The 24,145-nt window shown below is 43.6% G+C and carries 26 protein-coding genes; 15 read left to right on the forward strand and 11 right to left on the reverse strand.

Annotation, left to right across the window (positions count from 1 at the left end):
- Positions 1-4 precede the first annotated feature (4 nt).
- Complete coding sequence (locus KFV11_RS00640) at positions 5-286, reverse strand: GNAT family N-acetyltransferase (protein WP_254250050.1); 282 nt, start codon at positions 284-286, stop codon at positions 5-7.
- Positions 287-399: 113 nt separating this feature from the next.
- On the opposite strand from KFV11_RS00640, the gene KFV11_RS00645 reads away from it, so the two are divergent.
- A complete protein-coding gene (locus KFV11_RS00645) occupies positions 400-999 on the forward strand; it encodes a GNAT family N-acetyltransferase (protein ID WP_254250051.1) in 600 nt (199 codons plus the stop codon).
- A 49-nt stretch (positions 1,000-1,048) separates the two neighbouring features.
- Here KFV11_RS00645 and KFV11_RS00650 read toward each other — a convergent pair whose 3' ends face one another.
- Positions 1,049-2,482, reverse strand: a complete 1,434-nt coding sequence (locus tag KFV11_RS00650; protein ID WP_254250052.1) for a protein adenylyltransferase SelO — start codon at positions 2,480-2,482, stop codon at positions 1,049-1,051.
- 218 nt (positions 2,483-2,700) lie between these two features.
- Between KFV11_RS00650 and KFV11_RS00655 the strand changes: the two genes are divergently transcribed.
- The 7 genes from KFV11_RS00655 to KFV11_RS00685 are packed head-to-tail and all read left to right on the forward strand — an operon-like array spanning position 2,701 to position 9,970.
- Positions 2,701-3,123 carry a glycosyl-4,4'-diaponeurosporenoate acyltransferase CrtO family protein gene (locus tag KFV11_RS00655; protein ID WP_254250574.1) on the forward strand — a complete coding sequence of 141 codons (423 nt, stop codon included), beginning with the start codon at positions 2,701-2,703 and terminating at the stop codon, positions 3,121-3,123.
- A complete protein-coding gene (fni, locus tag KFV11_RS00660) occupies positions 3,120-4,160 on the forward strand; it encodes a type 2 isopentenyl-diphosphate Delta-isomerase (RefSeq protein WP_254250053.1) in 1,041 nt (346 codons plus the stop codon). Before KFV11_RS00655 ends, fni begins: the two co-directional genes overlap by 4 nt.
- A gap of 11 nt (positions 4,161-4,171) precedes the next feature.
- Positions 4,172-5,677, forward strand: a complete 1,506-nt coding sequence (locus KFV11_RS00665) for a phytoene desaturase family protein (RefSeq protein WP_367305170.1) — start codon at positions 4,172-4,174, stop codon at positions 5,675-5,677.
- Positions 5,678-5,682: 5 nt separating this feature from the next.
- The gene (locus KFV11_RS00670) at positions 5,683-6,567 is read left to right on the forward strand and encodes a phytoene/squalene synthase family protein (RefSeq protein ID WP_149458987.1); all 885 of its coding nucleotides are present in this window, start codon (positions 5,683-5,685) and stop codon (positions 6,565-6,567) included.
- Entirely contained in the window at positions 6,564-8,045 is a 1,482-nt protein-coding gene (locus KFV11_RS00675; RefSeq protein ID WP_254250054.1) for a phytoene desaturase family protein, read from the forward strand. The genes KFV11_RS00670 and KFV11_RS00675 overlap by 4 nt, the downstream gene beginning before the upstream one ends.
- Entirely contained in the window at positions 8,042-9,124 is a 1,083-nt protein-coding gene (locus KFV11_RS00680; protein ID WP_254250055.1) for a glycosyltransferase family 2 protein, read from the forward strand. Before KFV11_RS00675 ends, KFV11_RS00680 begins: the two co-directional genes overlap by 4 nt.
- A 15-nt stretch (positions 9,125-9,139) precedes the next feature.
- Complete coding sequence (locus KFV11_RS00685) at positions 9,140-9,970, forward strand: alpha/beta fold hydrolase (RefSeq protein ID WP_254250056.1); 831 nt, start codon at positions 9,140-9,142, stop codon at positions 9,968-9,970.
- Positions 9,971-10,008: 38 nt separating this feature from the next.
- Here the strand turns inward: KFV11_RS00685 and KFV11_RS00690 are convergent, their stop codons facing one another.
- Positions 10,009-10,497, reverse strand: coding sequence for a pyridoxamine 5'-phosphate oxidase family protein (locus tag KFV11_RS00690; RefSeq protein ID WP_254250057.1), 489 nt, complete (start codon positions 10,495-10,497; stop codon positions 10,009-10,011).
- 176 nt (positions 10,498-10,673) lie between these two features.
- Here KFV11_RS00690 and KFV11_RS00695 point away from each other — a divergent pair, with 176 nt between their 5' ends.
- The gene (locus KFV11_RS00695) at positions 10,674-11,150 is read left to right on the forward strand and encodes a pyrimidine dimer DNA glycosylase/endonuclease V (RefSeq protein ID WP_254250058.1); all 477 of its coding nucleotides are present in this window, start codon (positions 10,674-10,676) and stop codon (positions 11,148-11,150) included.
- A gap of 5 nt (positions 11,151-11,155) precedes the next feature.
- On the opposite strand, the gene KFV11_RS00700 is transcribed toward KFV11_RS00695, so the two are convergent.
- The 3 genes from KFV11_RS00700 to KFV11_RS00710 form a co-directional block, all read right to left on the reverse strand.
- Positions 11,156-11,713, reverse strand: a complete 558-nt coding sequence (locus KFV11_RS00700; protein WP_254250059.1) for a GXWXG domain-containing protein — start codon at positions 11,711-11,713, stop codon at positions 11,156-11,158.
- A 133-nt stretch (positions 11,714-11,846) separates the two neighbouring features.
- Complete coding sequence (locus KFV11_RS00705) at positions 11,847-12,674, reverse strand: YitT family protein (protein WP_254250060.1); 828 nt, start codon at positions 12,672-12,674, stop codon at positions 11,847-11,849.
- A gap of 70 nt (positions 12,675-12,744) precedes the next feature.
- Complete coding sequence (locus tag KFV11_RS00710) at positions 12,745-14,082, reverse strand: sodium-dependent transporter (RefSeq protein ID WP_254250061.1); 1,338 nt, start codon at positions 14,080-14,082, stop codon at positions 12,745-12,747.
- A gap of 384 nt (positions 14,083-14,466) precedes the next feature.
- On the opposite strand from KFV11_RS00710, the gene KFV11_RS00715 reads away from it, so the two are divergent.
- From KFV11_RS00715 to KFV11_RS00725, 3 genes are all read left to right on the forward strand, one after another.
- Complete coding sequence (locus KFV11_RS00715) at positions 14,467-14,748, forward strand: hypothetical protein (protein ID WP_149458996.1); 282 nt, start codon at positions 14,467-14,469, stop codon at positions 14,746-14,748.
- Between the two features lie 126 nt (positions 14,749-14,874).
- Positions 14,875-16,368, forward strand: coding sequence for an FAD-dependent oxidoreductase (locus KFV11_RS00720; RefSeq protein WP_149458997.1), 1,494 nt, complete (start codon positions 14,875-14,877; stop codon positions 16,366-16,368).
- A gap of 60 nt (positions 16,369-16,428) precedes the next feature.
- Positions 16,429-16,602, forward strand: coding sequence for a hypothetical protein (locus KFV11_RS00725; RefSeq protein ID WP_170234562.1), 174 nt, complete (start codon positions 16,429-16,431; stop codon positions 16,600-16,602).
- On the opposite strand, the gene KFV11_RS00730 is transcribed toward KFV11_RS00725, so the two are convergent.
- Genes KFV11_RS00730 through KFV11_RS00740 form a run of 3 tightly spaced genes read right to left on the reverse strand, consistent with a single transcriptional unit; the run spans position 16,586 to position 18,383 of the window.
- On the reverse strand, positions 16,586-16,957 hold the full coding sequence (locus KFV11_RS00730) for a YbgA family protein (protein ID WP_149458998.1): 372 nt from the start codon (positions 16,955-16,957) through the stop codon (positions 16,586-16,588). The genes KFV11_RS00725 and KFV11_RS00730 overlap by 17 nt on opposite strands.
- A complete protein-coding gene (locus KFV11_RS00735; protein WP_254250062.1) occupies positions 16,954-17,847 on the reverse strand; it encodes a TIGR01777 family oxidoreductase in 894 nt (297 codons plus the stop codon). Before KFV11_RS00735 ends, KFV11_RS00730 begins: the two co-directional genes overlap by 4 nt.
- 5 nt (positions 17,848-17,852) lie before the next feature.
- Complete coding sequence (locus tag KFV11_RS00740) at positions 17,853-18,383, reverse strand: TetR/AcrR family transcriptional regulator (protein WP_254250063.1); 531 nt, start codon at positions 18,381-18,383, stop codon at positions 17,853-17,855.
- 190 nt (positions 18,384-18,573) lie between these two features.
- Here KFV11_RS00740 and KFV11_RS00745 point away from each other — a divergent pair, with 190 nt between their 5' ends.
- Positions 18,574-19,374 carry a hypothetical protein gene (locus KFV11_RS00745; protein ID WP_149459001.1) on the forward strand — a complete coding sequence of 267 codons (801 nt, stop codon included), beginning with the start codon at positions 18,574-18,576 and terminating at the stop codon, positions 19,372-19,374.
- Positions 19,367-19,696 carry a hypothetical protein gene (locus tag KFV11_RS00750; protein WP_149459002.1) on the forward strand — a complete coding sequence of 110 codons (330 nt, stop codon included), beginning with the start codon at positions 19,367-19,369 and terminating at the stop codon, positions 19,694-19,696. Before KFV11_RS00745 ends, KFV11_RS00750 begins: the two co-directional genes overlap by 8 nt.
- Positions 19,697-19,780: 84 nt before the next feature.
- Here the strand turns inward: KFV11_RS00750 and KFV11_RS00755 are convergent, their stop codons facing one another.
- Positions 19,781-20,560 carry a TerC family protein gene (locus KFV11_RS00755; RefSeq protein ID WP_254250064.1) on the reverse strand — a complete coding sequence of 260 codons (780 nt, stop codon included), beginning with the start codon at positions 20,558-20,560 and terminating at the stop codon, positions 19,781-19,783.
- 325 nt (positions 20,561-20,885) lie between these two features.
- Between KFV11_RS00755 and KFV11_RS00760 the strand changes: the two genes are divergently transcribed.
- A complete protein-coding gene (locus KFV11_RS00760) occupies positions 20,886-22,886 on the forward strand; it encodes a catalase (RefSeq protein WP_254250065.1) in 2,001 nt (666 codons plus the stop codon).
- A gap of 66 nt (positions 22,887-22,952) precedes the next feature.
- Here KFV11_RS00760 and KFV11_RS00765 read toward each other — a convergent pair whose 3' ends face one another.
- A complete protein-coding gene (locus KFV11_RS00765) occupies positions 22,953-24,140 on the reverse strand; it encodes an NAD(P)/FAD-dependent oxidoreductase (protein WP_149459005.1) in 1,188 nt (395 codons plus the stop codon).
- Positions 24,141-24,145: the final 5 nt, after the last annotated feature.

Here is a 24,145-nt window from a genome sequence, read left to right on the forward strand (position 1 = left end):
ATTGTTATTCTGCTACGATTAAATCCTTGTAATCCGGATTTTCTTCTAACACTTTCTTTGCATACGGACATTCAGGAATAATCTTTAAATTTTTCTCGCGCGCTTCTTTTACACCAGCAGCTACGAGTTCTTTAGCGACGCCTTGACCTTTCAAATTGCCGTCGACTTCAGTGTGATCAATCACTACTGTTCCATTATCCTGAATAAGAAATGACATGACACCTTGGGGCTGGCTTTCTTTGTCACCAATATAGAATTTGTCGTCTCCACGCTTAATTTGAACCATGTTTTCTTCACTCCTTCATTAATAATCATTAGAAATGGGTAAAAACTACTAACTATATCAATTTACCCGTTCGTGTTGAATTGAATCATAGGTACTTGAAAGGGAGAGATATGATGATTATCAAACGTGCTGAACCTACTGATCAAGCCGGGATCCTTAACCATCTAGCAATCGGTGAGATGTGTGAAGCTATGTTCGGCACTACGGACCGCCTTCAGTTGATTAAATATATGCAGAAGTTGTATGAACAGCCCGGTAATCGTTTCAGTCATGAGTACACATGGGTGGCAGAAGAGAATGGCGTGGCAGCAGGTGCTGTTACTGTGATGCCGGCTAACATGTTAAGACGAACGACGTTAATGACTGTATGGCATATTATGAGGCTGAAAAAGCTGCGAATTATTCCACAGTTATTTAATTACCCTAAACATATTACAGCACTGCTGCGGTTGGACGAAGCTGAGAGGAATGAGTGTCATATCAGTATGATTGCTGTACTGCCTGAATTTCAAGGAGTAGGGTTAGGGACACTGCTGCTTAAAGCAGCAGAAGATTATGCCGCTGCTAACGGTCATAATATTTGCTCTCTCACTGTCAAGCAGAATAACTATGGTGCTCAGAAGCTGTATAAAACTGTTGGTTATGAAATTGCCGGTGTAATCAATCAGCCGCCGTTTCGACTTTATAAAATGAGGAAATATTTGAATGGATGAGGATATACTGAATTTATCAAAAAATACCCCGGCTTTGGCCGGGGTATTGTTATGTTCCGCAGAATGTCTGGAATACTTGCTCTTCAGGTTCAGGACCACATAAATATTTCTCAGCATGTGCTTCGTTATAAGGGTCAGTGACGACTTCAACGAGTTTATTGAATTGAGTGTAATCGTTATGTTCTGCCGCATCTTGCAATGCTTCTTCAACAAGATGATTTCTAGGGATGACGACCGGGTTAACTGATTTCATCAGCTCATAAGGACGGTCTTCTGTTCTGATCCGCTTCTGCCAGCGCTGATACCAGTCAGTAAATGCCTGCTCGTTACGGATTGTAATATTTTCAACTTTATTCTCAGCGAGCGTCCGCAATGTACCAGTATAATCCAGTTCATGTTCTTCCATTAACGTCAGCAGGTCGATGACTAATTGATCATCATCTTCTGCTATAGAATGAATTCCAAGCTTGCGGCCCATCTCAGTTAAATAATAGTTCATATAGAGTTTTTCATACTGCTGTAATGCCTGCTGAGCATGTTCTAGCGCTTTTGCTTCATCACGGTCGATAAGGGTGACTAATGTTTCGGCAAAGCGCGATAAGTTCCATAGTCCGATGGCCGGCTGATTCTGATACTGATAGCGACCCTGGACATCGATAGAACTGAATACTGTGCCCGGGTTGAAGGCGTCCATGAAAGCACATGGTCCGTAATCGATTGTTTCACCGCTGATAGCCATATTGTCTGTATTCATCACGCCATGAATAAAGCCGATTGCCTGCCATTTAGCAATTAAAGCTGCCTGCTGATCAATGACTTTATCGAGCAGGGCGAGGTATTTGTTCTCTTCACGATTGAGTTCTGGATAATGGCGGTTGATCGTATAATCTGCCAGTGCTTGAATAACCTCGCTGTCTTCCAGCCGGACGGCATATTCAAATGTGCCGACACGAATATGACTCGCTGCGACCCGCGTCAGGACACCACCTGGCAATGACGTTTCACGTCTGACTTGTTCGCCTGTCGTCGCCACTGCGAGACTTCTCGTTGTCGGGATAGCCAGGGCATGCATCGCTTCACTAATAATGTACTCCCGCAGCATCGGTGCAAGCGGTGAACGTCCGTCGCCCATTCTGGAGTAAGGCGTTCTACCGGAGCCTTTCAGCTGGATATCAAAGCGCTCGTTGTCCGGTGTCACATGTTCACCGAGCAGCAGTGCCCGGCCGTCTCCAAGTATTGAGAAATGGCCGAACTGGTGCCCGGCATAAGCTTGAGCAATCGGTTCAGCACCTTCAGGCAGTGAATTGCCTGCAAATATTTCTTGTGAATCGAATATAGCTATGTCAAGACCGAGGTCGTGTGCGAGTTGTATATTTTTTACTACAATTTCAGGCTTACTGACTAAATGAAGCTGTTCACGGGTATAGAGGTCATCAGGAAGTGTGAGATAAGTATTGTCAAAATTCCATTGATTACTACTCATGATATATCCTCCGATCATCTTAATATGTTATTAGTTTAACATCCATATGACTGATGAGTGAGTAAAAGGCTCACGCAGCTGTTAATAATAAAAATTCCAGCTATAACAGGTTATGATAGAGGAATATTGCATAAATGAAAGGAAGTATGATGATGAAGCAGCTGGTACTTCGTAATATTGCCGCATGGAGCCTTATTAATATAGGAAATTCATTTGTTATGAGTAAACTCCCTGTCAAACTGTTCAGCACAAGGAAATTGTTCAAAACTTACAGGTGGGAGCGCGGCGGTGAGTTATGGCAGACGCTATTCAAGGTGAAAACCTGGAAACATAGACTGCCGGATGGCACACTGGTTATTAAAAGTGGTCATAATAAATCTGTTCTTCCTGACTACCGTGCTGCTACTCTTAATACATTCTTCCTTGAAATGCGGCGTGCTGAACTGACGCACTGGATTACAATGACTTCAGGTCTCTTGTTTTTCTTCTGGAATCCAAGATGGGCTGCTCTATTGAACATTTTGTTCGGCATTATAAGTAACGCGCCTTTCATCATTACACAGCGTTACAATAGACCAAGAATTGAGAGAATTTATAACAAAAAACAACATCATGTAAGGCAAGGAGATGAGACAAGATGAATTTTGAAACGAGCAAAAGAGCACAGCGCAAAAATGAGCATATACAGCTGGCGATCGACCATCCCGGTGCTTCCAGCTCTGATTTTGATGATGTGCGCTTTGTCCATCAATCTATTCCGTGCATTGATGTCGATCAAGTCTTCTTGTCTTCTATGGTCGGAAGCCTCACTTTTGACCATCCGCTCTATATCAATGCAATGACTGGCGGAAGCAGCCGGGCCGGGAAAATCAATGAAAAATTAGCTATTGTTGCACGTGAAACAAATATTGCGATGGCTGTCGGTTCTATGCATGCTGCTTTGAAGGACGACACGCTTAGTGAGTCATATACAATCGTCAGAGCACAAAATCCACAAGGAATTATTTTTAGTAATGTTGGAGCAGATGTAAGTGTGGAGCTTGCACTTAAAGCAGTTGAGATGATTAAGGCTGATGCGCTCCAGATTCATGTCAACGCGCCGCAGGAACTAATCATGCCGGAAGGGAATCGGCAATTTTCATCTTGGCTCAGCACAATAGAAGAAATTGTCAAACAAGTCGAAGTTCCTGTTATAGTGAAAGAAGTAGGATTCGGCATGAGTCAGGAGACGTTCAGCCAGCTGCGTCATATTGGTGTTAACATTGTTGATGTCAGCGGACGTGGCGGCACAGATTTCATTCATATCGAGAACGAGCGCAGAAGTTTAAAAGAGATGACCTACTTGACAGGCTGGGGACAGTCGACTGTTGTCTCGCTGCTGGAAGCACGGTCCTCTCCGGATTTTGATGTGCTGGCAAGCGGCGGTATCCGTCACCCGCTGGATGCCGTCAAGTGCTATGCACTTGGTGCAAAAGCGGTCGGTATGTCACGGACAATGCTGCTGCTCATTGAGGAGCAGGGCGTGGAAGGCGCAATCCAGTATATTGAATCATTTAAAGAACAGTTGACCATTATCGCAGCAATGCTTAACGCACGGAATTTACAGGAGTTAAAAGAGAGACCGATTGTGTTCAGTCCGGAGTTACTGTCATGGCAGGAACAGCGCGGTTTACAGTGAGGAGAATGAAGATGACTAGAGTGATTGTAATTGGAGCCGGCGTTGCCGGACTTGCCTGTGCCATTCGGCTGCAGCATGCAGGATATGAAGTGGAGATCTTTGAAAAAGAGGCACTTCCAGGAGGTAAGATGCATCGTATATCAAGGGATGGTTACTCATTTGACCTTGGACCGACCATCGTCATGATGCCGGATTTATATAAAGAAATATTTGAGCTCGCCGGCCGTAACCCTGACGATTATATTCCGATGCAGCAGCTGAGCCCGATGTACAGCGGCTATTTCAAGCAGGGAAAAGAAAAACTGGATGTATCGAACGACCTTGTACAGCTGACAGCCTTGTTTGAAGCCGTCGACGAGAAAGATGCAGAAGGATTCCTGCGCTATATCAGCGACTTATACGGCAGGTTTAATATAGCGAAAAATCACTTTCTGCAGCGGCCGTTCAGACATAAGCGTGATTTTTACAATATAAACATGCTGAATCAAGGATTGAAGCTGAAAACGCTCGGCAACGCTGAAAATATGATGAATAGCTACATCAAAGATAAACGGCTGCGCGACATTATCAGCTTCCAGACGCTTTACATCGGGGTATCGCCTGCTAAAAGTCCATCACTTTATACGATTATACCGATGATAGAATTCCTGTATGGTATATGGTTCATTAAAGGCGGCATGCATACAATGGCTGCAGGGATGGCAAGATTATTTGAAGAACTGGGAGGCGTCATCCATTATAACGTGCCGGTCGATGAAATTATTATTCATAATGGGCAGGCAGTCGGTGTCAAAACGCCTGTCGGCATGATCAGTGCAGATTATGTCATGTGCAATGCTGACTTTCCTTATGCCGTGAAACATCTTGTGAATGATGAGGCAGCAAAAGGGAAATATACAGATAAAAAGATAGATAATATGGATTATTCGTGTTCATGTTTTGTCATGTACCTTGGTATGGCTAAAAAATATGAAGAGATTACAAACGTCCACAACTTTGTCTTCTCAGAAGACTTGGACCGTAATATTCAGCAAATCTTTGACGGCAGTCCACTTGAAGACCCGTCGCTCTATATGTACATCGCCTCTAAAATAGATCCGACACTTGCACCTGAGGGAAAAGATGGGCTCTATGTATTGATGCCGATATCAGAGCTGAAGACAGCGCAGTATGAGTGGAACGACGAGACTGAGCAGTACTACAGAGAAAAAATGCTGGCGAAACTCGAGCAGCTGCCGGGTATGGAAAATATAAGAGAAGAGATTGTGACGGAGACACGCGTTACACCAGTTGATTTCAAACATCGTTTCAATGCCTATAACGGAGCAACATTCGGTCTTCAGCCGACGCTATTCCAGAGCAATCATCTGCGGCCGCAGAGTAAAGCGGTGTCCTGCGAGAACTTGTACTTCACAGGAAGCAGTACGCACCCGGGGGCAGGAGTGCCTATTGTCCTGCTATCTTCAAAAATTGCGGCCGGAGAACTGATGCTCGATGATAAAAATTACAGGAAGTGATCACTATGGATCGCAACAAACTTAATAAAGATTATGAGTATTGCCAAAAAGTCATCAAACAACATTCTAAATCATTCTACTATGCGTTTAAAGAGCTGCCGGCTGAAGATGCGAATGCAGTTTATGCAGTCTATGCTTTCTGCCGGTTTGCTGACGATGTCGTCGATGAAGCAGAGAGCATCGAGCAAAGCATCAGTGGACTGAACCGCTTAAAAGAAGACTTGAAGCGTTTCGCGGCAGGTGCGGAGATTAATCATCCGATGTGGCGTGCGCTGCGTGACGTCCATACACGTTATTCGCTGGACCTTGAAATGTTCACGTGGCAGCTTGCCGGTCAGGAGCAGGATATTAATTTCCGTCAGCCCGACACATTGGCAGATTTAATAGATTACAGTGTTAAAGTTGCGGGTTCAGTAGGGCGAATGCTGCTGCCGATATTAGCTCGTCATCCGAATGAGGCGATGAAGAAAGAGGCAGAGCAGCTCGGTGTTGCGATGCAGATCACTAATATTCTCCGTGATGTCGGTGAAGACTACAGAGAGCATCAGCGTATTTATATTCCGGTTGAAGTAGTAGAGAAGTATGGCTGCGCACGCGCGATTGAAGAGGGGAAAGCGAACTCTGCATTTATCGAGATGTGGGAATACTTGGCATGCTACGCTGAAGACATTTATGACAAGTTCTATCATTCCATCAAATATTACAACAAAGAAGGACAACTACCGTTACTGCTGTCTGCTATGGTTTACCGTGCGATACTTGATGAAGTAAGAGCGAATCAGTATGACTGCCTGACATGCAGAAATAAAGTGTCATTAGCCAACAAGCTGATGATCAGGAATCGAGCTGTGACTTATTTGTCCGGTCTGCAGAAAGGAGAAACATTATGAAGAAAGTAGTAGTCATCGGCGGAGGACTCGGCGGTATTTCGGCTGCTGTGACATTAGTGCAGCAGGGATTCTCTGTAGCGCTTTATGAAAAGAATGACCATATCGGCGGTAAACTGAACCGACTTGAGCAGGATGGCTTTGGCTTTGACCTTGGTCCTTCTATTTTGACCATGCCTTACATATTTGAAGAACTGTTCCAAAAAAGCGGGAGGAATATGGCCGATTATGTGAACATCGTCAGGCTCCCGCTGGAATGGCGTGCTTTTTTCCCGTCCGGCCATACATATAACTTATACGGTGACTTAAATGTCATGACAGACAACAATCCGTATTTAACGGCTGAAGACATGAAGGATTACGAGCGCTTCTTGAAATATGCCGGCAAAATTGATGCATTGACTCAGGACAGTTATTTTGCGCGCGGTATTGATAAGAAACTGCCGCTGATTAAACATCACGGGCCGCTGACAGCTTTGAAGGGATTTGATTACTTCAGCACGATGCAGCAGGCGATCAACCGTTACATCAGTAATCCTGAATTCCGAGATATGCTCGGTTACTTCATCAAGTATGTCGGTTCATCGTCTTATGATGCACCGGCTGTACTTAATATGATGATTCATATGCAGCATGAGCAAGGCGCGTGGTACGTTCCAGGCGGTATGCATAAACTAGCACTAGCTATAACACAGCTGGCCCGTGAAATCGGAGTTGAGATTCATACAGGCATTGAAGTCGTTCATATGAACCAACGCGAAGACGCTATTGACTCGATTGTATTAAGTGACGGTTCTGTAGTGACGGCTGACTATTTTGTATCCAATATGGAAGTTATTCCGTTATATGAACGGCTGCTGGACAACCCGCCTAAACATATCAATAAGCTGAAGAAAAAGTTTGAACCGACGAGTTCCGGGCTGGTCATGCACATCGGTGTCAATAAAGAATATCCGCAGCTGGCCCACCATAACTTCTTCTTCTCAAATGATTCAAAGCGCAATTATAGTCAGGTCTTTCACGACAAAGTACTGCCGGATGATCCGACGATCTATTTGGTGAACACAAATAAGACCGATCCGTCACAAGCACCAGCAGGACATGAAAACATTAAAATCCTGCCGCATATTCCACATCTGCAGGACAAGGACTTTACTGCACAGGATTACGCACAGTTACGGGAACGTGTATTGATCAAGCTTGAGAAGATGGGCCTCACAGACCTCAGACAGCACATCATCACTGAGGACTTATGGCTGCCTGCCGATATTGAACGGACTTACGGCTCTGACCGTGGCGCCATCTACGGGACGCTATCTGACCGCAGGAAGAATAATGGTTTCAAGCATCCGAAGCATAGCGACTACTTTCAGAACTTATACTTTGCCGGTGGGACTGTTAACCCGGGAGGCGGCATGCCGATGGTCACACTTAGCGGTCAGCAGGTCGGTAGAATGATAGCAGAGCGCGAAAAGCAATGACGATACTATTCATCGTACTGACACTTAGCTCTTTGATATGCGGCTATTTAATGTATGTGCATCACCCTGTTGTCAGCAGAAAAGAAAGCAATAATCTGCCGTCCGTCACTATCATTATCCCGGCAAGAGATGAAGCAGATAATCTGCCGCGTCTGCTGACTTCTATTCAGCAGCAGACGATGGCAGCAGAGGTGATCGTTGTGGATGATGGTTCAACAGATGATACAGCTCGTATTGCTTCACAGCACGGTGCTTATGTTATCCAGTTCAACAACGTCTCTGATTGGAAAGGGAAGACTGCCGCGTGTTACGAAGGTGCGCGGCATGCACAAGGCGAACTGCTCGCGTTTATGGATGCAGACACATGGTTTAGTGAGCGTACTGCACTGACGAGGATCATATCGACTTACAAAGAGGGGCTGCTGACTATACAGCCGTATCATATGACGACTGCATGGTATGAACAGCTCTCGGTGATATTTAATATACTGACAATCGCCGGCATGAATATCTTTTCTGCTGTCAGACCACAACGAACTCCAGGTGCATTCGGTCCTTTTATTATATGCTCGAAAGAAGATTATATTAAGACAGGTGGTCATAAAGCAGCAGCTGGTAACATGATTGAAGGGTTTGGTCTTGCGGCTAATTTTCATCAGCATCAGCTGGCAGTGACATTGCTGCTCGGTAAAGATACATTGAACTTTCGCATGTATCCGCACGGCATAAAGTCGATGGTTACAGGGTGGGCCAAGCACTTCGCGACAGGAGCTGCTGAGACCCAGCCGCTTGTTATGTCCTTTATTGTAGGGTGGATGATGGGCACTGTTATACTGCCGTTGTTTGTACTATGGGGATTAGTGACGCAGCCGTTTAATCTAATTATAGCAGTTTTGAGTTATTTAATTTATTCGAGTTATTTTTATATAATTTCAAGAAGGACAGGAAACTTCACTAAGTTAACGGCCTTATTGTTTCCAGCAGCTTTCTTATTTTTCATTTATGTTTTTATACGTTCAGCTTTTGCTACATATGTACGGAAGGAAGTAAAGTGGAAAGGACGAAATATTAAATTTTAGAAAGGGCGGATAATGATGAATATTGTCACTATTGAACTTAACGGCATTAGTTATCATGTAATTGACGAAGGAGCGGGCATACCGATATTGCTGCTTCATGGTTTTCCAGATTCAAACAAATTATGGCATAGAATGATACCGCTGTTAACTGGCCGGGGATACCGGGTGATTGCCCCTGACTTAAGAGGCTACGGAGATACAGCGCTGGCAGGGGACGCTGAAAATTACAGCGTCGCTTTATCGGCTAAAGATCTGTTCGACTTGCTGTTAGCGCTCGACATCCGGAAAATAAAAGTTGTCGGCCATGACTGGGGAGCGATACTCGGCTGGTATTTAGCGGCGCATTACCCGACGATAGTAGAAAGTTATACAGCGCTGAGTGTCGGTCATCCGAAAGCTTATTTCAGACGCGGAACGATTAAGCAGCTCTTTAAAGGCTCATACGTCGGACTGTTTCTGCAGCGGGGCCTTGCTGAAAAGGTATTCAGTGCAGGCAACTACTTTGTACTGCGTAAAATGGCTGTTGAGTCAGAGGAATTGAAGCAGCAGTGGCTGCATGATATGACCCGTCCGGGTAGACTGACAGCGGGATTTAACTGGTACCGCGGCAATTTCAGCTTGAAAAATAGCGGCCATCTTTTCAATCTGCCGAATGTATCTATGCCGGTGCTTGGCATTATCGGTCAGAATGACCCTGCACTGACAACTGAACAGATGGTCCGCTCCGGTCATTATGTCAACGGTTCCTTCCAGCATCATATAATAGAAGACGAAGGACACTGGCTGCCGGAGACATGTCCAGAACAGCTCGTTGAACTTATTACAGCCTTTCATCAGAGCTATTAAATAAACGCCCCTGCTGGTTAGCAGCAAGGGCGTTTATATTATAGATCTAATGTCTGGTTCGTTTCTGAATCATTCGTTCTGTCCGTGCTGACTAATCGTTTAAGGCCTTCAACAAATGTTTTAGCTTTCTGGTCTGTTCCCCAGTACTCAGCTGAATCTGCTTCGACTTTGATAAGGACGACATTTGGATCATCATAAGTTGTGTTAAGGAACGCATCCATCGCTTTGTTCCAGTATTTTTTCTTCAGTTCTAAGTCATCTACTAATCGTGCAGTTCCTGAAATGGAAATATACCCTTCTTTAGAGAATGCAATGTTCACTCTCGGATCTGCAAGCAGCTCATCAGCTTTCTCTGTATCGCGCATCGTGATAAACCACAAGTTGCCGTCTTCTTCAGCTTCCTGATAACTCATAGGACGTGACACCAACTTATCGTTTGATAATGTTGTCATCATCGCCACATCATTTTTCTTAATAAGTTCGTATAGACGTTCTCTTTTTTCTTCGTGTGATAATTGTTCTGACATTACAGCACCTCCATATGTGATTACACTCAGCCTACTAGAGTTAACAGGCAAATACAACTATATTGCAGTGCAGACCATTAATTGCCTTAAACACTTTTTATCGCTGTTAATTAAGGGTATTGAATAGGCTGGAGCATACATTAAACATACCGAATTATAAGGAAGCAGGTGAATCCATGCAGATTTTCAGACCATTCGAAAGCCATGAACAATCAGCTTTATATCTCGATAATAGACGGCTTTCCAAACAAGTGCTTGAACTGTACCAGATCATTCGTGTCTGTCTGGCAGAGCTTGGAATTATAGAGGGCAACACACGTTATTTATCACATCCGATTGTGAAGCATATTTATAATGACGGTCATCCTTACTTAGCGGATGCGCTTCATTTTCTGCACGCTTGTGATATTGAACATCAGCGCAGAGGAGGTAACAGAAATGATGCTTTTAGAAACGACCTTGTCCGTCTGACAGACATGATTCATAATAATTACAGCAAGTTCAATAACAACAAAATACCACCATTTTATGTGTATGGTGATATGAAAGTTTATGGAGAAGAGGTATACGCGCTTTATCGGTCGCTGCTCTACGATAAATGGCTGAACGATACGATAGCACCGAGATGTGGTGTAAAACTACCAGCGCAATGAGCAAGTTAAAACGGCCGCCAGTTTGAGTCGTCGCGTATTAAAATGAAGTAATGCGTCTGATGTTTTGAAATTGTTGTCTCATCGACCATCCCGAGAAGCGTGTTGTCATCAATTTTCTTCAAATAATCAATCAACGGCTTCTGGTCATAAATCATTGCAGCGGTCGGAGTACCATTGTAATCCATCATCCGCAGCCGCGCTTTTGACGACTTTGTTTTAAACAGCGGCTTGATCAGAGTGACACCGACGTCAAAAAAACTTTTAGGCAGCAGTTTAACGAGTTTGAGCGGTGCTTTCAGTGATAACAGACCGGGATTTGCTGCGAATAGTTCGCCGCTTTTATCCTGCATGACGATTGGTGTGACATTATTGTCATCTTCGAAGTATTTTCCGTACCAGTTCGCTTTCTTGAGTAAGCTGGTCATTGGATGCGGCGTATTCACTTCTTCGCCGCGCCATAAGCCGTATATCATATGGGTAGAGATAGGTTCCAGACTATCGAAATAAGCCTTAATCTCTTGCTGCGGCCATTTTCTGTTCATCAGTTCATTAAGTTCCATCATTGTCACACTCCTTTTGTAACTCTATTCCCTGTTTGAAGCTTCTTAAAGTGAAAAATATTAATAAAACAGGAGTCTGGACAGCTGTCTTCATAGATTAAACAAGAAGATGGCTGTTTCAGACTCCTGATCAGCTTTATGGATGGTTATGTGCAAAGTTCCCATGGACTTCTGTCGTTTCATATACGTGAATGAAGCTGTCGCCATCAATCGCTTTACAGATCTGTATAACATCTTTCAGTTCATAGCGTGTCAGCACCATCATAATGATCTGGCGCGGTTCGTTCGAATAACCGCCGTGTGCATCCATGATTGTCATACCGCGATATATATTGTCGATTAAGGCAGCTTTAATAGCCTCTCCTTGCGTTGTGACAATGTTGACGGTCAGCTTGATGTGGGATGTATAAATCGTGTCTATCGTCTTCCCGGAAATATAGATGGACAGCAGTGTCAGCAGTGCGATTCCCCAGTCGAAGAAATAGCCGGAACTTAAGACGATGATACCGTTCAGCAGCGTTAGTATTAAGCCGATCGGTACGTTACTGCGCTGTGAGATGAGAATAGCGATAATATCCATACCGCCGGTTGTCCCGGAGAACTTCAGTATAATGCCGATGCCGATGCCGAGAATAACACCGCCGAATACGACATCAAGCAGTGGATTGTCGGACACCTGGATGACAGGAACAATCGACAGAAATACCGAGACCATGATGACGCAGAAGATCGTATTCCACATCATTGATTTCTGCAGCTTCATATAGCCGAGTATTAGCAGCGGTAAATTGAGCAGAATGTTGAGCAATCCGGTGTCAATATTGAACAGAATATGAAACAGCAGTGCAAGTCCGCTGATACCACTGCTTAATACACCATGCGGCAGCAGAAAAACATTAAAACTGATAGCAATTATGAGAGAACCTATGACAGTAATCATGTACTTAAGAACGGTAGATTTCATAAATATTACCTCAACTGTTTTCTTTATATTATACCAGTGAGAAGAGCTTGGAGATTTCTGACAATTTCATTTACTTCAGAATCAAGGATAGAAAAACACCGATAATGACGAGCGGTATAACAAACTTCAGCAGGAAGATCCAGAGCTTAAACAGCGGCTCCTGATAGGGCTTTGTAACAAGCTGCTGATGCGATAGTCGTTGATCGAGCAGATAACCTGTAAATATGGAGAATAAGAAAGCACCGAGCGGCAGCATAATGTTTGACACTAAGTAATCCATGTTATCGAAAAATGTACCGGCAAGGAATTTGACGTCGCCAAGGAGTCCGGACGATAAAGTTGACGGAATGCCTAGTACAAAAAGTCCGATAGCAAGTAACACGACAGCCTTCACACGCTTATTATTATTATTCTTTGTCATGTTTGCGACATTAATTTCGAGCAGCGAAATAGAAGAAGTAATCGTTGCAAAGAAAAACAGCAGTAAAAAGATCAAATAGAACAACTGACCGAGCGGCAGCTGGTCAAAGACATAAGGCAGCACAATGAATAACAGACCTGGACCTTGCGCCGCTTCAATTCCGAGTGATGCAGTGGCCGGAAATATCGCAAGTCCTGCAAGAATAGTGATGACCAGGTTCAGCAGTACAACAGACACCCCGGACTGCGTGAGATCCGTCTTGCGGTCAAGATATGATGCATAAGTCAGCATGCCGCCGAATCCGACAGACAACGAAAAGAATGACTGACCGAGCGCGAACAGTATGCTGTCAGCAGACAGCTTGCCAAAGTCAGGTTTTAAAAAGTAACTGACACCAGCCATTGCATTGTCCAATGTAAGTGAACGGATGATGATAATGATAAAAGCGATGAACAACAGCGGCATCATAATTTTTGAAGCGCGCTCGATGCCGTTCTGGATACCGTTGGCGACAATAACTGCCGTCAATACGATAAATAATGCCTGGCCACCGAGTGCATAGAACGGATTACTGATCAAACTGCCGAACAAGCCCTCATAATCATGCTGAGTACTTCCCGCTACAAGCACATAGATGGTCCGGATCATATAAAGTAAAATCCAGCCGCCGATAACGCTGTAAAAACTAAGCAGAATAAATACGCCGATATTGCCGAGATGACCGATCAAGTCGTGATATTTCTTACCGGTCAGCTTGCTGAAGCTTCTTGTGCTGTACGTCTGACTTTGCCGGCCGATGACGAATTCTGACAGTAGCAGAGGGAAGCCGATCAGCATAGTAAATAGAATAAAGATAAATAAGAAGGCAGCACCACCGTTGTCAGCCATGACGTACGGGAATTTCCACATCGCACCGAGTCCGATTGCTGACCCGGCACTTGCCAGAATAAATCCTAACTTAGAACTCCATTGCGATTGTGTTTCCATTGTCCTACCTCTTTTCTTGAATGATTGTTCCAACAAAAAAGACCCCGGCATTGCTGCCCGGGTCCAGTAATAGACAAAAAAGAGGCCGGGCAGTTAAAGCTTCCGGCCGCTATAATCAAGAAGCCGTCATAGATGACTTATATCTATGACGGGCATAAATATAAGCATTATGACAGCTGCCAACCTTTATTAAGCTGAGTGCATAATGACTTAATCATTGATCAATACCTCTTTTATTAGAATTGTATTTATATTAACAATGATAAAAACAACCGTCAAGTTTAACAAGTAGCAGAAGTTAGAAGAGTTTATAGTTGATATCATTATTAAATATATGTATAATTCATTAAAATATTTTAGTAGCTGTACCTATGAGGTGATAATATGGAATTAAATAGAGAACTGCTGATTTTTATTCTTCAGACGATCAACCTTCATCAATCGAATCAATTATCTCTGGAACAGTTGAAGACACTTACTGTCAATCAATTCTCTAATGTGTCGGAAGAATTATTTATTTCTCATTTCAATCATTTGTCAGATAAATGTTATCTTACTTATCATAATACACTGGAAGGTAATGACCGCTATATTTATGACCTCGGCTTAACCTTTTACGGAGCAACAGCGTTAAGACAGCATATTTCAAACAGACAGTTTAAATAACAACCGGAATACTATCAGCCTAATAAACTTTTAAAACGATTTTCTGCTAGAGGAAAATCGTTTTTTTTCTGCTAACTTTCTTCAATAGGGGTATAGGCTAAGAAACAGAATCAAGGAGGAAAAGATGTGAGAAAAGAAAACGTATCGTACTGGACGAAATCATCGACTTTTACACAGTTCCCGCAACTCTCTCAAGATTTACAGGCAGATGTACTGGTCGTCGGTGGTGGTATTGCGGGTATTCTTGCTGCTTATCAACTCGCTAAAGCAGGACGGGAAGTTACCGTGCTTGAAGGGCAGCGGCTTGCTCAAGTGACGACAGCAGGAACAACAGCTAAAATTACAGCGCAGCATCATCTGCAGTATCAGGATTATATTAAACAGCGCGGTGAAAAAGAAGCGCGGTTATTTTACGAATCACAGTGTGACGGCATTGAAATTCTTAGAAATTTAGCGGATCAGTATGATATCGACTGTGATATGGAGACGTTATCAAGTATTCAAGTCACTATCGGTGAGAGTGAAAAGAAAATAAAAAAAGAATACAAAGCTTATCAGCAGCTCGGTATCAACGGGACGCTGCACGAAAAAGATATGGGTCTGCCATTTGAAACGACGATGGGCCTTGAGATGTTTGATCAGGCGCAGTTTCATCCATTGAAGTTTCTTGCTGCTATGGTCGATGTCTGTGTAGAACTCGGTGTCACATTTTATGAAGAAACGATGGTCAAAAAAATAGACGGCAATACGGTTGAAACTGAAAATGGTATGGAAGTGGCATTCAATCAGTTGATCTGTGCTACGCATTATCCGATTGCCAACCTAAAGCATAATTTACTGCTGCATCTTGAGATTGAGCGCTCTTACATTGTAGCCGCCAAAGATTATACGCCAATCCCTTATGCCATGTTCCAGGTCGCTGATATGCCGGAGCGTTCATTGCGCCATTATATAACAGAAGATGGTATCGGCTTATTAATCGGTGGTGAAAACCATGTGGCAGGTGCTAAGGATGACGTCAAACTATGTTATGAGCGACTGGCTTATGATGCTGAACACCTCTTTAACGCACATGATATTGCTGATCAGTGGTCAGCGCAAGATATGATGACGCAGGACAAAATGCCGTTGATCGGCCGCTACAGTAAAAGCGATGACCATATTTTTATTATTACAGGCTTCAATAAGTTCGGCATTGCAACTTCTGCAGTCGGGAGTGTCGTGCTGCGTGATTTATTAATGGGTCAGCCGAACAAATATGAAGAGCTGCTGCAGCCGGGAAGAATTGATACAATCGGCAGTCAAGCGAAGGCTACCGCTAAAAAGGCAGTTAATGCGATAAGAGGACAGGGTAAAGCGATTAAAGACTACCGGACAGACCGAGAAGCACTTAAAGAAGATGAAGCAGGAATCTTTCTGCATGACGGCCGCTTTGAAGCTGTATATAAAGATGACGAAGGTACAGAACATGCTGTTAGTCCGTTCTGTACACATATGGGCTGTGTGCTAAGTTTTAATAACGGTGAAAAAACATGGGACTGTGCCTGTCATGGTTCACGGTTTGACTGTGACGGTAAAGTGCTGCACGGCCCGGCATCAGTTGATTTGAAACAGCAGTAAAATAGAAGCTGCGCGCGTCAAGACATAGGATATTATATCTCTAGGAGGAAAGAAAGTAGTATGTCACATCGGGAAGCATTTGTCACAGCGAGAGAAATATATGACATGGGTGTACCGCCGCATGTATTGTCACTCTGGCTGACAAACGACCTCCTGCAGGTCGTCCATAAAAATAAGCTCGAACGATTCTTCTGGAAACACGAAGTAGAAGAATTGATCAAGCGTTATCTTTAAGTAATGTGCTGTCCAGTAAATACTGGACAGCATATTTTTGTGCGAGTGTAGACAAGTGTTCCTTAAGTTCCTGCTCACATCGTTCAAGGTCTTCCATCAGTTGCAGCGCCTTCGCTTTCTCTTCAGAAGATGCCTGACGTTTAAAGTAACCCCAGACATGCTGATAAGCGTTCATTTTGGAGCCAGGCGTCGGTGTTATATTTTTTGCTGCTTTGATCATAGCATCCAGCGCCTCGTAGCTCGGTTGACCTTTTAAGAGCGTCCGTATGGCTTCGTAACTTTTCTGACTGTGATACATGACGGTGTATTTTTCTTCCCGCCAGTATTTTTCCAGCTGCTGACGTTCAGCTGTCATTGTGAATAAACCTCCTGCAGCGCTGACTGAATATCAGGATATTTAAACGTAAATCCTGACGCCAGTAATCTTGCCGGCAGTACACGCTGTCCTTCAGTGACCATGACTGCCTGGTCGCCGAGAATAGCGTTCATGACAGGTTTAGGAACGATTGTCCAATGCGGCCGGTGCAGCGCTTTGCCGAGTTCACGACCGAATTCGTTTTGAGTCACAGGATTCGGTGCAGTGAAGTTGAGTATCCCCGTTAACCGCGCGTTGTAACTATAGAGTATGCCCTCTGTCAAGTCGTCAATATGAATCCATGACAACACTTGTCTGCCGTCAGCAATCCGGCCTCCTGCACCGAATTGATAAGGTTTCGCCATGACCGGCAGCGCACCGCCTTGCTGTGACAAAATGACACCAAAGCGGCATCTTGCCGTATCGATGCCGAGCGCTTTAATTTGGCAAGCTTCTTCTTCCCACTGACAGACAACATCTGACAGGAAGTTATGAGGAGTGAAGACATCTTTCTCTGTGAATGTCAGCCGCTTTGCTGTCGGATAATAGCCGACAGCACTCGCATTGATAAAGTAAGGCTTGTCACCTGACTGCTCAAGATAATCGTGCAGTTTTTTTGTAGATTCGAGCCGGCTTTTTAAAATATCTTTTTTGTATGTCTTTGTCCAGCGTTTACTTAACGAAGCACCGGCTAAATTGATGATCAAATCTGCTTTTGGCATCTGCTGCGTCCAGCCGTCTTTCGACCAGTTGATATAGGAGATGTGTGCTTCATTGGGATGATTGGAACGTGACAGGATGACGACATGAAAATGATGAGCAATGAGCTTTTCAGTGAGCGCTCGTCCTACAAGACCGCTTCCTCCAGAAATAACTGCTGTTTTAGACATAGAAATCACTCCTTAGTTAAGTATTCTGTATAGAAAGTCATCGATAAGTTAGTGAGCTGTTCGCATAATTCTTCAATAGGCATGGCATAATCAGTGGTGATCCAGTGCTGATAGGCGGAAATGATACCTGATAAATAGAAAGCGGCGAAGATGTCTTTATTCATCTTAGGGTCGATGTCCAAATGGTTCAATTGCTGCAATAACACAGGCTTAAATGCGTGAATTTCCTTTTCAAGCATACGAGTGCGTATGTCGGGGCCGATCTGAGTAAAGATATGCTTATTGCTGTACAATGTAAAAAGCACTTGCCATATATTATCATATAGACTTTTTCTGACTTGGGAAGGTGTGACACGAGCGGGTACATATCTAAGAGCATAGTAAATCTGGCGGGTGCATTGATCAATTAAATCTTCGAACAGTGCATATTTATCTTGATAATATGTATAGAAAGTAGAACGTGTGATGCCTGCCTGCTGAACCAGTACTTTAATAGTAATGTCTTCAATCGACGCAACGCGCAGTAAATCGCTCATGACATCGATGAGAAGTTGCCGTGTTTTGTGAAAAGGTTTGTTGCTCAATGTCATAGTGTATTCCTTTCTGAGGCTCATCCGTAAGCTTTTAGTTAAATTTTACTCTATTGCTGGAAATAATAAAATATTTTTAATATTGATGTTTTAGCTGTTGAACGGGTATAACTTTGTAGCAGGGGAGGACTGTCAAATGGAAAATAAGGCATTCAACGTCATCCGGTCGATAGAACGGCTCGGCGTTACAGATAAAGGTAAAAAAAGAGCTCATGCAAGAGGGCGCAGCTACCGGGCAGCAGTTCAGCTCAATGACGCTGGCAGAAAGTTATTAGGTGATATGACGCATGCATTCGTCAGACTCTCTGATGCGCCGCCCAGCACTAAGTATCCTGCCTGGACTGTGTCGATAAAAGGTCTCTCGCTTCATTTCACTGGAAAAAAGGGAGCAGTTAATCTTGTCTTTGTAACCTTTCCCTATTTCCCATGGGTTAAAGCAGATTCAATAGTAAATTTAGGAACTTATGCAGTAGCACTGAAAGAAGAACTAGATTGGCAGGTCAAGCTGAACCTCTGGCGTAAAATATTACAGACAGAACATTTTCATCGTCACCTCGGCAAATTTTTTCTTCATTTCCCATTGATTACTTATCGCAGCAACAGGAAATACAGTAACCTGCATTACTTTGCAACTGAACAGCACGATTATGTCAGGTTTCACGTGAAATATATTGGTAACGATATATTATTATTTGCAGAATATTACGACAAACCTGCTTCCATCGAGCGCATTAGAAGAGATGCAGTGATTGAACAGATTGGTACGGTTCACCTTGAAGAGCGAACTGATGAAGTCATTCCTTATTTTGATGTTTTGCAGACAGGGGCGCATCTCAAGCCGCTCGAAGACGATGAAATAATAAAGTTAAGGCATGATATGTATAGAATTTCATGTGAGCGACGATTAATGGAGCGGGAGGAGATAAAGAATGAATAAAGATAGAGTAGAAGCGTTAGTTGAAGACGTCATACAAGCGAGCTTAAGCGGCGACAGAAGTCGAGTGTTCCAATATTTAGACCCTGAACTTGCAGATTCTTCGAACATTGATAACGAGATCATAAAGCCGATACGGCGCGTGCTCGATGAACCGAACGCCAGCTATAGTCTATCTTTTGAACATCATTATCCGTTCATCCGTGCATTAATTATGACAGATTCAAAGCAGCCGCTCACACCCGTTCCAATGAACCAGCAAATTGCAGGACTGGACATCGTCTATGATGATGAAACAGACAAATATTTTATTACATTAACATGACTACACAATCAAACATCAAAAACCGGACGGGATAACGCGTCCGGTTTTTGATATAGAAAATTTTAATGAAGAGTAGAAGATGACTTAAGATAACGTTTTATGGCGTCTGCTTGTGATAATACCGACTGCCAGTATACCGAGCAGCACAGCCCAGAAGATGACCTGCCACTGCCATGAATGCGGAAATGCATGAGGTAAGATGTGGATTTTGTCATGAGCGAGTACAAGTACAACTAATTTAATACCAATCCAGCCGACAATAGCAAAAGCCGCTGCCTCAAGACCAGGATACTGTTCCAGCACTTTGACGAAGTAAGTGGCTGCAAAACGCATTAAGATGACGCCGAGCATACCACCGACAAACATGACAGCAAACTGACCGGCATTAATGCCGCCGATCTGGCCGCCGATTTCCGGCAGTGTGACCGCAATGGCGATAGCAGCAAGCATTGAATCGATAGCAAAAGCAATGTCAGCCAGTTCTACTTTCAGCACGGTCAGCCAGAAGCCGCTGCCTTTCGGTAATTCCTGTTCTTCTGCGATGTCCGGTGTATGGACGTCATCAGGATGATGCTTTTTTCTGAAGTAGGCGTATAAGTTTTTAACTGACATAAACAGCAGGTACGCTGCACCCAATGCCTGAACCTGCCAGATGTGCACGAGTAGTGTGATCATAAATAGTGAAGCCAGCCTGAAGATGAAGGCGCCGACTAAGCCGTAGAACAATGCGCGCTTACGCTCTTTTTCCGGCAGGTGTTTGACCATCACTGCCATAACGATAGCGTTGTCTGCTGCCAGCAGCCCTTCAAGTAATACTAGAACTAAAATGACCCATGCGTAGGAAATAATAATACTCGGATCCATAGTAACACTCCTTATTCATTGATTAATGAACATAAAAAGACCCATGCCAAAAAAGATTGGCAAAGGTCTCGCTGAACGTAAGTTCTATAATCCCGGAAGCAGATGCTTCGTAATGACGGAATGATACAAGGTGATGTTCCTTATGAGCTACTCCCCTTCGACATAAGTCTCAGGTATTCATTTAATATAATTATAGCAGACAACAGCCAATTAAAAAAGAGCATTGCGTCATGTTTTTCATTTCGGCTAAAGGGTAGAAATGAAGTAGACTTTTAAAGATATGAAATGAAACTAAAAAACTAATAATCGAAGGAGAACATTACTAATGACTAATGACAAAGATAGACAGTTAGAATCAGTAACAGTTGATACGACTCAAGATGCCGCCTTAACGACTAATCAAGGGCTTAAAATGGCAGAAGATGAATTCTCGTTGAAAGCAGGAGAACGTGGTCCCACTTTATTAGAAGATTTTCATTTCAGAGAAAAAATGACGCATTTCGATCATGAGCGTATTCCGGAAAGAATTGTCCACGCACGTGGCTTTGGTGCACATGGTGAATTTGAATTATATGAATCACTTGAAAAATATACAAAAGCTAAATTTTTGAATGATACAACTAAAAAAACACCGGTCTTTGTTCGTTTCTCTACAGTAGCGGGATCTAAAGGCTCCCCTGAAACAGTACGCGACGTACGAGGTTTCGCAACGAAATTTTACACTGAAGAAGGAAACTATGATTTAGTGGGCAATAACATTCCTGTCTTCTTTATTCAGGACGCAATCAAGTTCCCTGATTTAATCCATGCAGCTAAACCAGAGCCTCATAACGAAATTCCGCAGGCGGGTACGGCTCATGATACATTCTGGGATTTCTTTGCCCAGAATCCGGAAGCTACGCATATGGCGATGTGGACGATGAGCGACCGGGCACTTCCGAAAAGTTTCCGGACAATGGAAGGGTTCGGCGTTAATACATTCCGTTTCGTCAATAAAGAAGGCAAATCACATTTCGTGAAATTTCACTGGAAACCGTTATTAGGGACGCATTCTTTAGTATGGGATGAAGCACAGATTATTGCCGGTAAAAATATCGACTTTAACCGTGAAGATTTATATGAAGCAATCGAAAAAGGTGACTATCCTGAATGGGAGTTTGGTGTCCAGCTGATTGCTGAAGAAGACGAGTTCAATTTTGACTTTGATATTCTTGACCCGACAAAGATCTGGCCGGAGGAAGAAGTGCCGGTGCAGCGTGTCGGTAAGTTGACGTTAAACCGTAACGTCGATAACGTATTTGCTGAAACGGAGCAGGTTATGTTCAGTCCGGCGCACGTTGTACCAGGTATTGACTTCAGTAACGATCCATTATTACAAGGACGTCTGTTCTCTTATACTGATACGCAGATTTTACGTCTCGGAGGTCCGAACTTCCACCAGATGCCGATTAATGCACCGATTTGTCCATTTGCGAACAACCAGCGTGACGGGCTGCACCAGCATCAGATTCATAGAGGCATGACAAGTTATCATAATAATGGAATCAACAATAATAATCCACATACGACGCCCGTTGAAGAAGGAGGATTTGAGAGCTACCATGAACGCATTGACGCGCATAAAGTACGTGCGAGAAGTGACAGCTTTACAGACTTTTATTCACAGGCGAAGATGTTCTTGAACAGTTTGACCGAACCAGAACGTCAGCATATGATAGATGGCTTCAGTTTTGAAATTGGTAAATGTAAGCTGGATTTTGTTAAACAAAACGCCGTCAACAATTTGAACAAAGTAGATAAGAAGCTGGCTGAAGAAGTAGCGATTCGCGTCGGTGCTGAAGTGCCGGCTGCTGATGAAGAAGTGAAATCTGATAAAGCATCTCCTGCTGTCAGCATGGAAAATACGATTAAGAAATTAGATACGCTGTCAGTTGCAGTCGTTGTGACAGAAAATACAGATGTCGTGCAGATTGAAACATTTATTAAAGAGTTCGCAGCGAATAAAGTGAACTATAAGTTGATCGCTGACCGTCCGCTGAAACTGTCAGAAGGCGTTAAAGTCACTGAAACATTTGAGACGGTGCACTCCACGTTGTTTGATGGGCTGCTTGTACTTGATGCAGTGTCACCACTTGCTCCACCATTGAAAGACTATATTGAAGCAGCGAATCGTCATTATAAAACTATCGGTTTTACCGATAGAGTGGCACCGTTAATTGACACAACTTCTGTTAAGAAAGGTCAGCCGGGTATCATAGAAGTAAGTACACCTGCTGAGTACTTGAACCAGTTAGTCGTGCAGCGTCACTGGGATCGTCAGCTGTAATGAAGTAATTTCATTATTAAAACACTCGAGCACTAATGCTCGAGTGTTTTTTAGCGTTAATTGAGTTCAGCTGCGGCCTTTTAACATGCCATACCAGTACATGATAGGTAATAACCGTTTCTTGAATAAATAAAGAAATTTACTGTTTCTCGCTTGATTAAACGGCAGCGTTTCTTTCGGCTTCAGACTATAGTCAAACTCAGCCATGATTGCCTCGCCGTACTCTGTCGCAATCGGACAGGCTGTCATACCTGTGTAGTGGGCTTTCAGTTTTCTTCCTTTCATCTGTGAAATAAGGTTTTTAGGAAGAATGTGAGCCTGCTTTCTGACGGCCGCACCCATCTTGACAGTTGGTAGATTCGTGCAGTCACCGATACCGAATATATTCTGATGTCTGACGTGCTGCAGTGTAAAAGGGTTCACATCAAGCCAGCCCGCCTCATCTGCCAGAGTTGATTCTTTAATGATGTCAGGTGCACTCATCGGCGGCGTCACTAACAGCATGGAGAACGGGACTTCTGTTGTAGTCCTATTTTGATAATTAAAGAAAGTAGCCGTCTGTCGTGGACCATCAACTTTCACCAGTTCGTCATTCAGCGTATAATCTATCTGTTTTTGTGTGAACAGTTCGATAAGTGTATCACGGTATTTCTCGACAGGAAATAATGTATGATTGCCGGAGCGGAGCATCAGTTTAACATCGCGAACACCCTGCTTATGGAAGAAATCGTGGAACGTGAATAATGAATTTTCAGGAGCAACGCCACCTTTAATAGGTGAATTGGGTTTCGTTGCAATGACGTTGCCGGCTGTTACATGGCGTAATGTGTCATATGTGTAGTCCACATAGTCGTAAAGATAATTGGTGCAGACATTATTCTTTCCGAGTGTCTCAGTGAGGCCTTCTATTTGGTCGAAATCCAGCTGTATACCTAATGCCACAACAAGAAAGTCATAACTAACTGTTTGACCATGGTCTAATGTCACTAGGCGTTCAATCGGCTGAATCCGGCTGACTTTATGCTGCATGAACTCAGCACCATGCGGCACGACCCGGCGCATCTTTTTACGGGTATGCTCTTTCTTTTCTGCCCCGCTGCCTACTAGCGGCCAGGACGGCTGAAAAGCATGGTAATCTGCATGGTCGATAATCAGTATTTTATTCTTTAAACTTACTTTTTTAGCGAGACGGCTTGCGACAGCGATGCCGCCTGACCCGCCACCTAATATCACTACTTTATAATGCTGTTTCATGCTGT

Origin of the sequence: Macrococcus equipercicus (assembly GCF_024205945.1) — a bacterium.
GTDB classification, from domain to species: domain Bacteria; phylum Bacillota; class Bacilli; order Staphylococcales; family Staphylococcaceae; genus Macrococcus; species Macrococcus equipercicus.

Excerpts from the sequence above, each read along its gene's own strand:
- KFV11_RS00665 (WP_367305170.1), top strand. The coding sequence starts at position 4,172 with ATGACTAGAGTGATTGTAATTGGAGCCGGCGTTGCCGGACTTGCCTGT.
- KFV11_RS00655 (WP_254250574.1), top strand. The coding sequence starts at position 2,701 with ATGAGTAAACTCCCTGTCAAACTGTTCAGCACAAGGAAATTGTTCAAA.
- KFV11_RS00650 (WP_254250052.1), bottom strand. The coding sequence starts at position 2,482 with ATGAGTAGTAATCAATGGAATTTTGACAATACTTATCTCACACTTCCT.
- fni (WP_254250053.1), top strand. The coding sequence starts at position 3,120 with ATGAATTTTGAAACGAGCAAAAGAGCACAGCGCAAAAATGAGCATATA.
- KFV11_RS00715 (WP_149458996.1), top strand. The coding sequence starts at position 14,467 with ATGGAATTAAATAGAGAACTGCTGATTTTTATTCTTCAGACGATCAAC.
- KFV11_RS00750 (WP_149459002.1), top strand. The coding sequence starts at position 19,367 with ATGAATAAAGATAGAGTAGAAGCGTTAGTTGAAGACGTCATACAAGCG.
- KFV11_RS00730 (WP_149458998.1), bottom strand. The coding sequence starts at position 16,957 with ATGACAGCTGAACGTCAGCAGCTGGAAAAATACTGGCGGGAAGAAAAA.
- KFV11_RS00640 (WP_254250050.1), bottom strand. The coding sequence starts at position 286 with ATGGTTCAAATTAAGCGTGGAGACGACAAATTCTATATTGGTGACAAA.
- KFV11_RS00765 (WP_149459005.1), bottom strand. The coding sequence starts at position 24,140 with ATGAAACAGCATTATAAAGTAGTGATATTAGGTGGCGGGTCAGGCGGC.
- KFV11_RS00680 (WP_254250055.1), top strand. The coding sequence starts at position 8,042 with ATGACGATACTATTCATCGTACTGACACTTAGCTCTTTGATATGCGGC.
- KFV11_RS00760 (WP_254250065.1), top strand. The coding sequence starts at position 20,886 with ATGACTAATGACAAAGATAGACAGTTAGAATCAGTAACAGTTGATACG.
- KFV11_RS00740 (WP_254250063.1), bottom strand. The coding sequence starts at position 18,383 with ATGAGCGATTTACTGCGCGTTGCGTCGATTGAAGACATTACTATTAAA.
- KFV11_RS00755 (WP_254250064.1), bottom strand. The coding sequence starts at position 20,560 with ATGGATCCGAGTATTATTATTTCCTACGCATGGGTCATTTTAGTTCTA.
- KFV11_RS00695 (WP_254250058.1), top strand. The coding sequence starts at position 10,674 with ATGCAGATTTTCAGACCATTCGAAAGCCATGAACAATCAGCTTTATAT.
- KFV11_RS00725 (WP_170234562.1), top strand. The coding sequence starts at position 16,429 with ATGTCACATCGGGAAGCATTTGTCACAGCGAGAGAAATATATGACATG.
- KFV11_RS00675 (WP_254250054.1), top strand. The coding sequence starts at position 6,564 with ATGAAGAAAGTAGTAGTCATCGGCGGAGGACTCGGCGGTATTTCGGCT.
- KFV11_RS00710 (WP_254250061.1), bottom strand. The coding sequence starts at position 14,082 with ATGGAAACACAATCGCAATGGAGTTCTAAGTTAGGATTTATTCTGGCA.
- KFV11_RS00685 (WP_254250056.1), top strand. The coding sequence starts at position 9,140 with ATGAATATTGTCACTATTGAACTTAACGGCATTAGTTATCATGTAATT.
- KFV11_RS00690 (WP_254250057.1), bottom strand. The coding sequence starts at position 10,497 with ATGTCAGAACAATTATCACACGAAGAAAAAAGAGAACGTCTATACGAA.
- KFV11_RS00645 (WP_254250051.1), top strand. The coding sequence starts at position 400 with ATGATTATCAAACGTGCTGAACCTACTGATCAAGCCGGGATCCTTAAC.
- KFV11_RS00745 (WP_149459001.1), top strand. The coding sequence starts at position 18,574 with ATGGAAAATAAGGCATTCAACGTCATCCGGTCGATAGAACGGCTCGGC.
- KFV11_RS00700 (WP_254250059.1), bottom strand. The coding sequence starts at position 11,713 with ATGATGGAACTTAATGAACTGATGAACAGAAAATGGCCGCAGCAAGAG.
- KFV11_RS00735 (WP_254250062.1), bottom strand. The coding sequence starts at position 17,847 with ATGTCTAAAACAGCAGTTATTTCTGGAGGAAGCGGTCTTGTAGGACGA.
- KFV11_RS00705 (WP_254250060.1), bottom strand. The coding sequence starts at position 12,674 with ATGAAATCTACCGTTCTTAAGTACATGATTACTGTCATAGGTTCTCTC.
- KFV11_RS00670 (WP_149458987.1), top strand. The coding sequence starts at position 5,683 with ATGGATCGCAACAAACTTAATAAAGATTATGAGTATTGCCAAAAAGTC.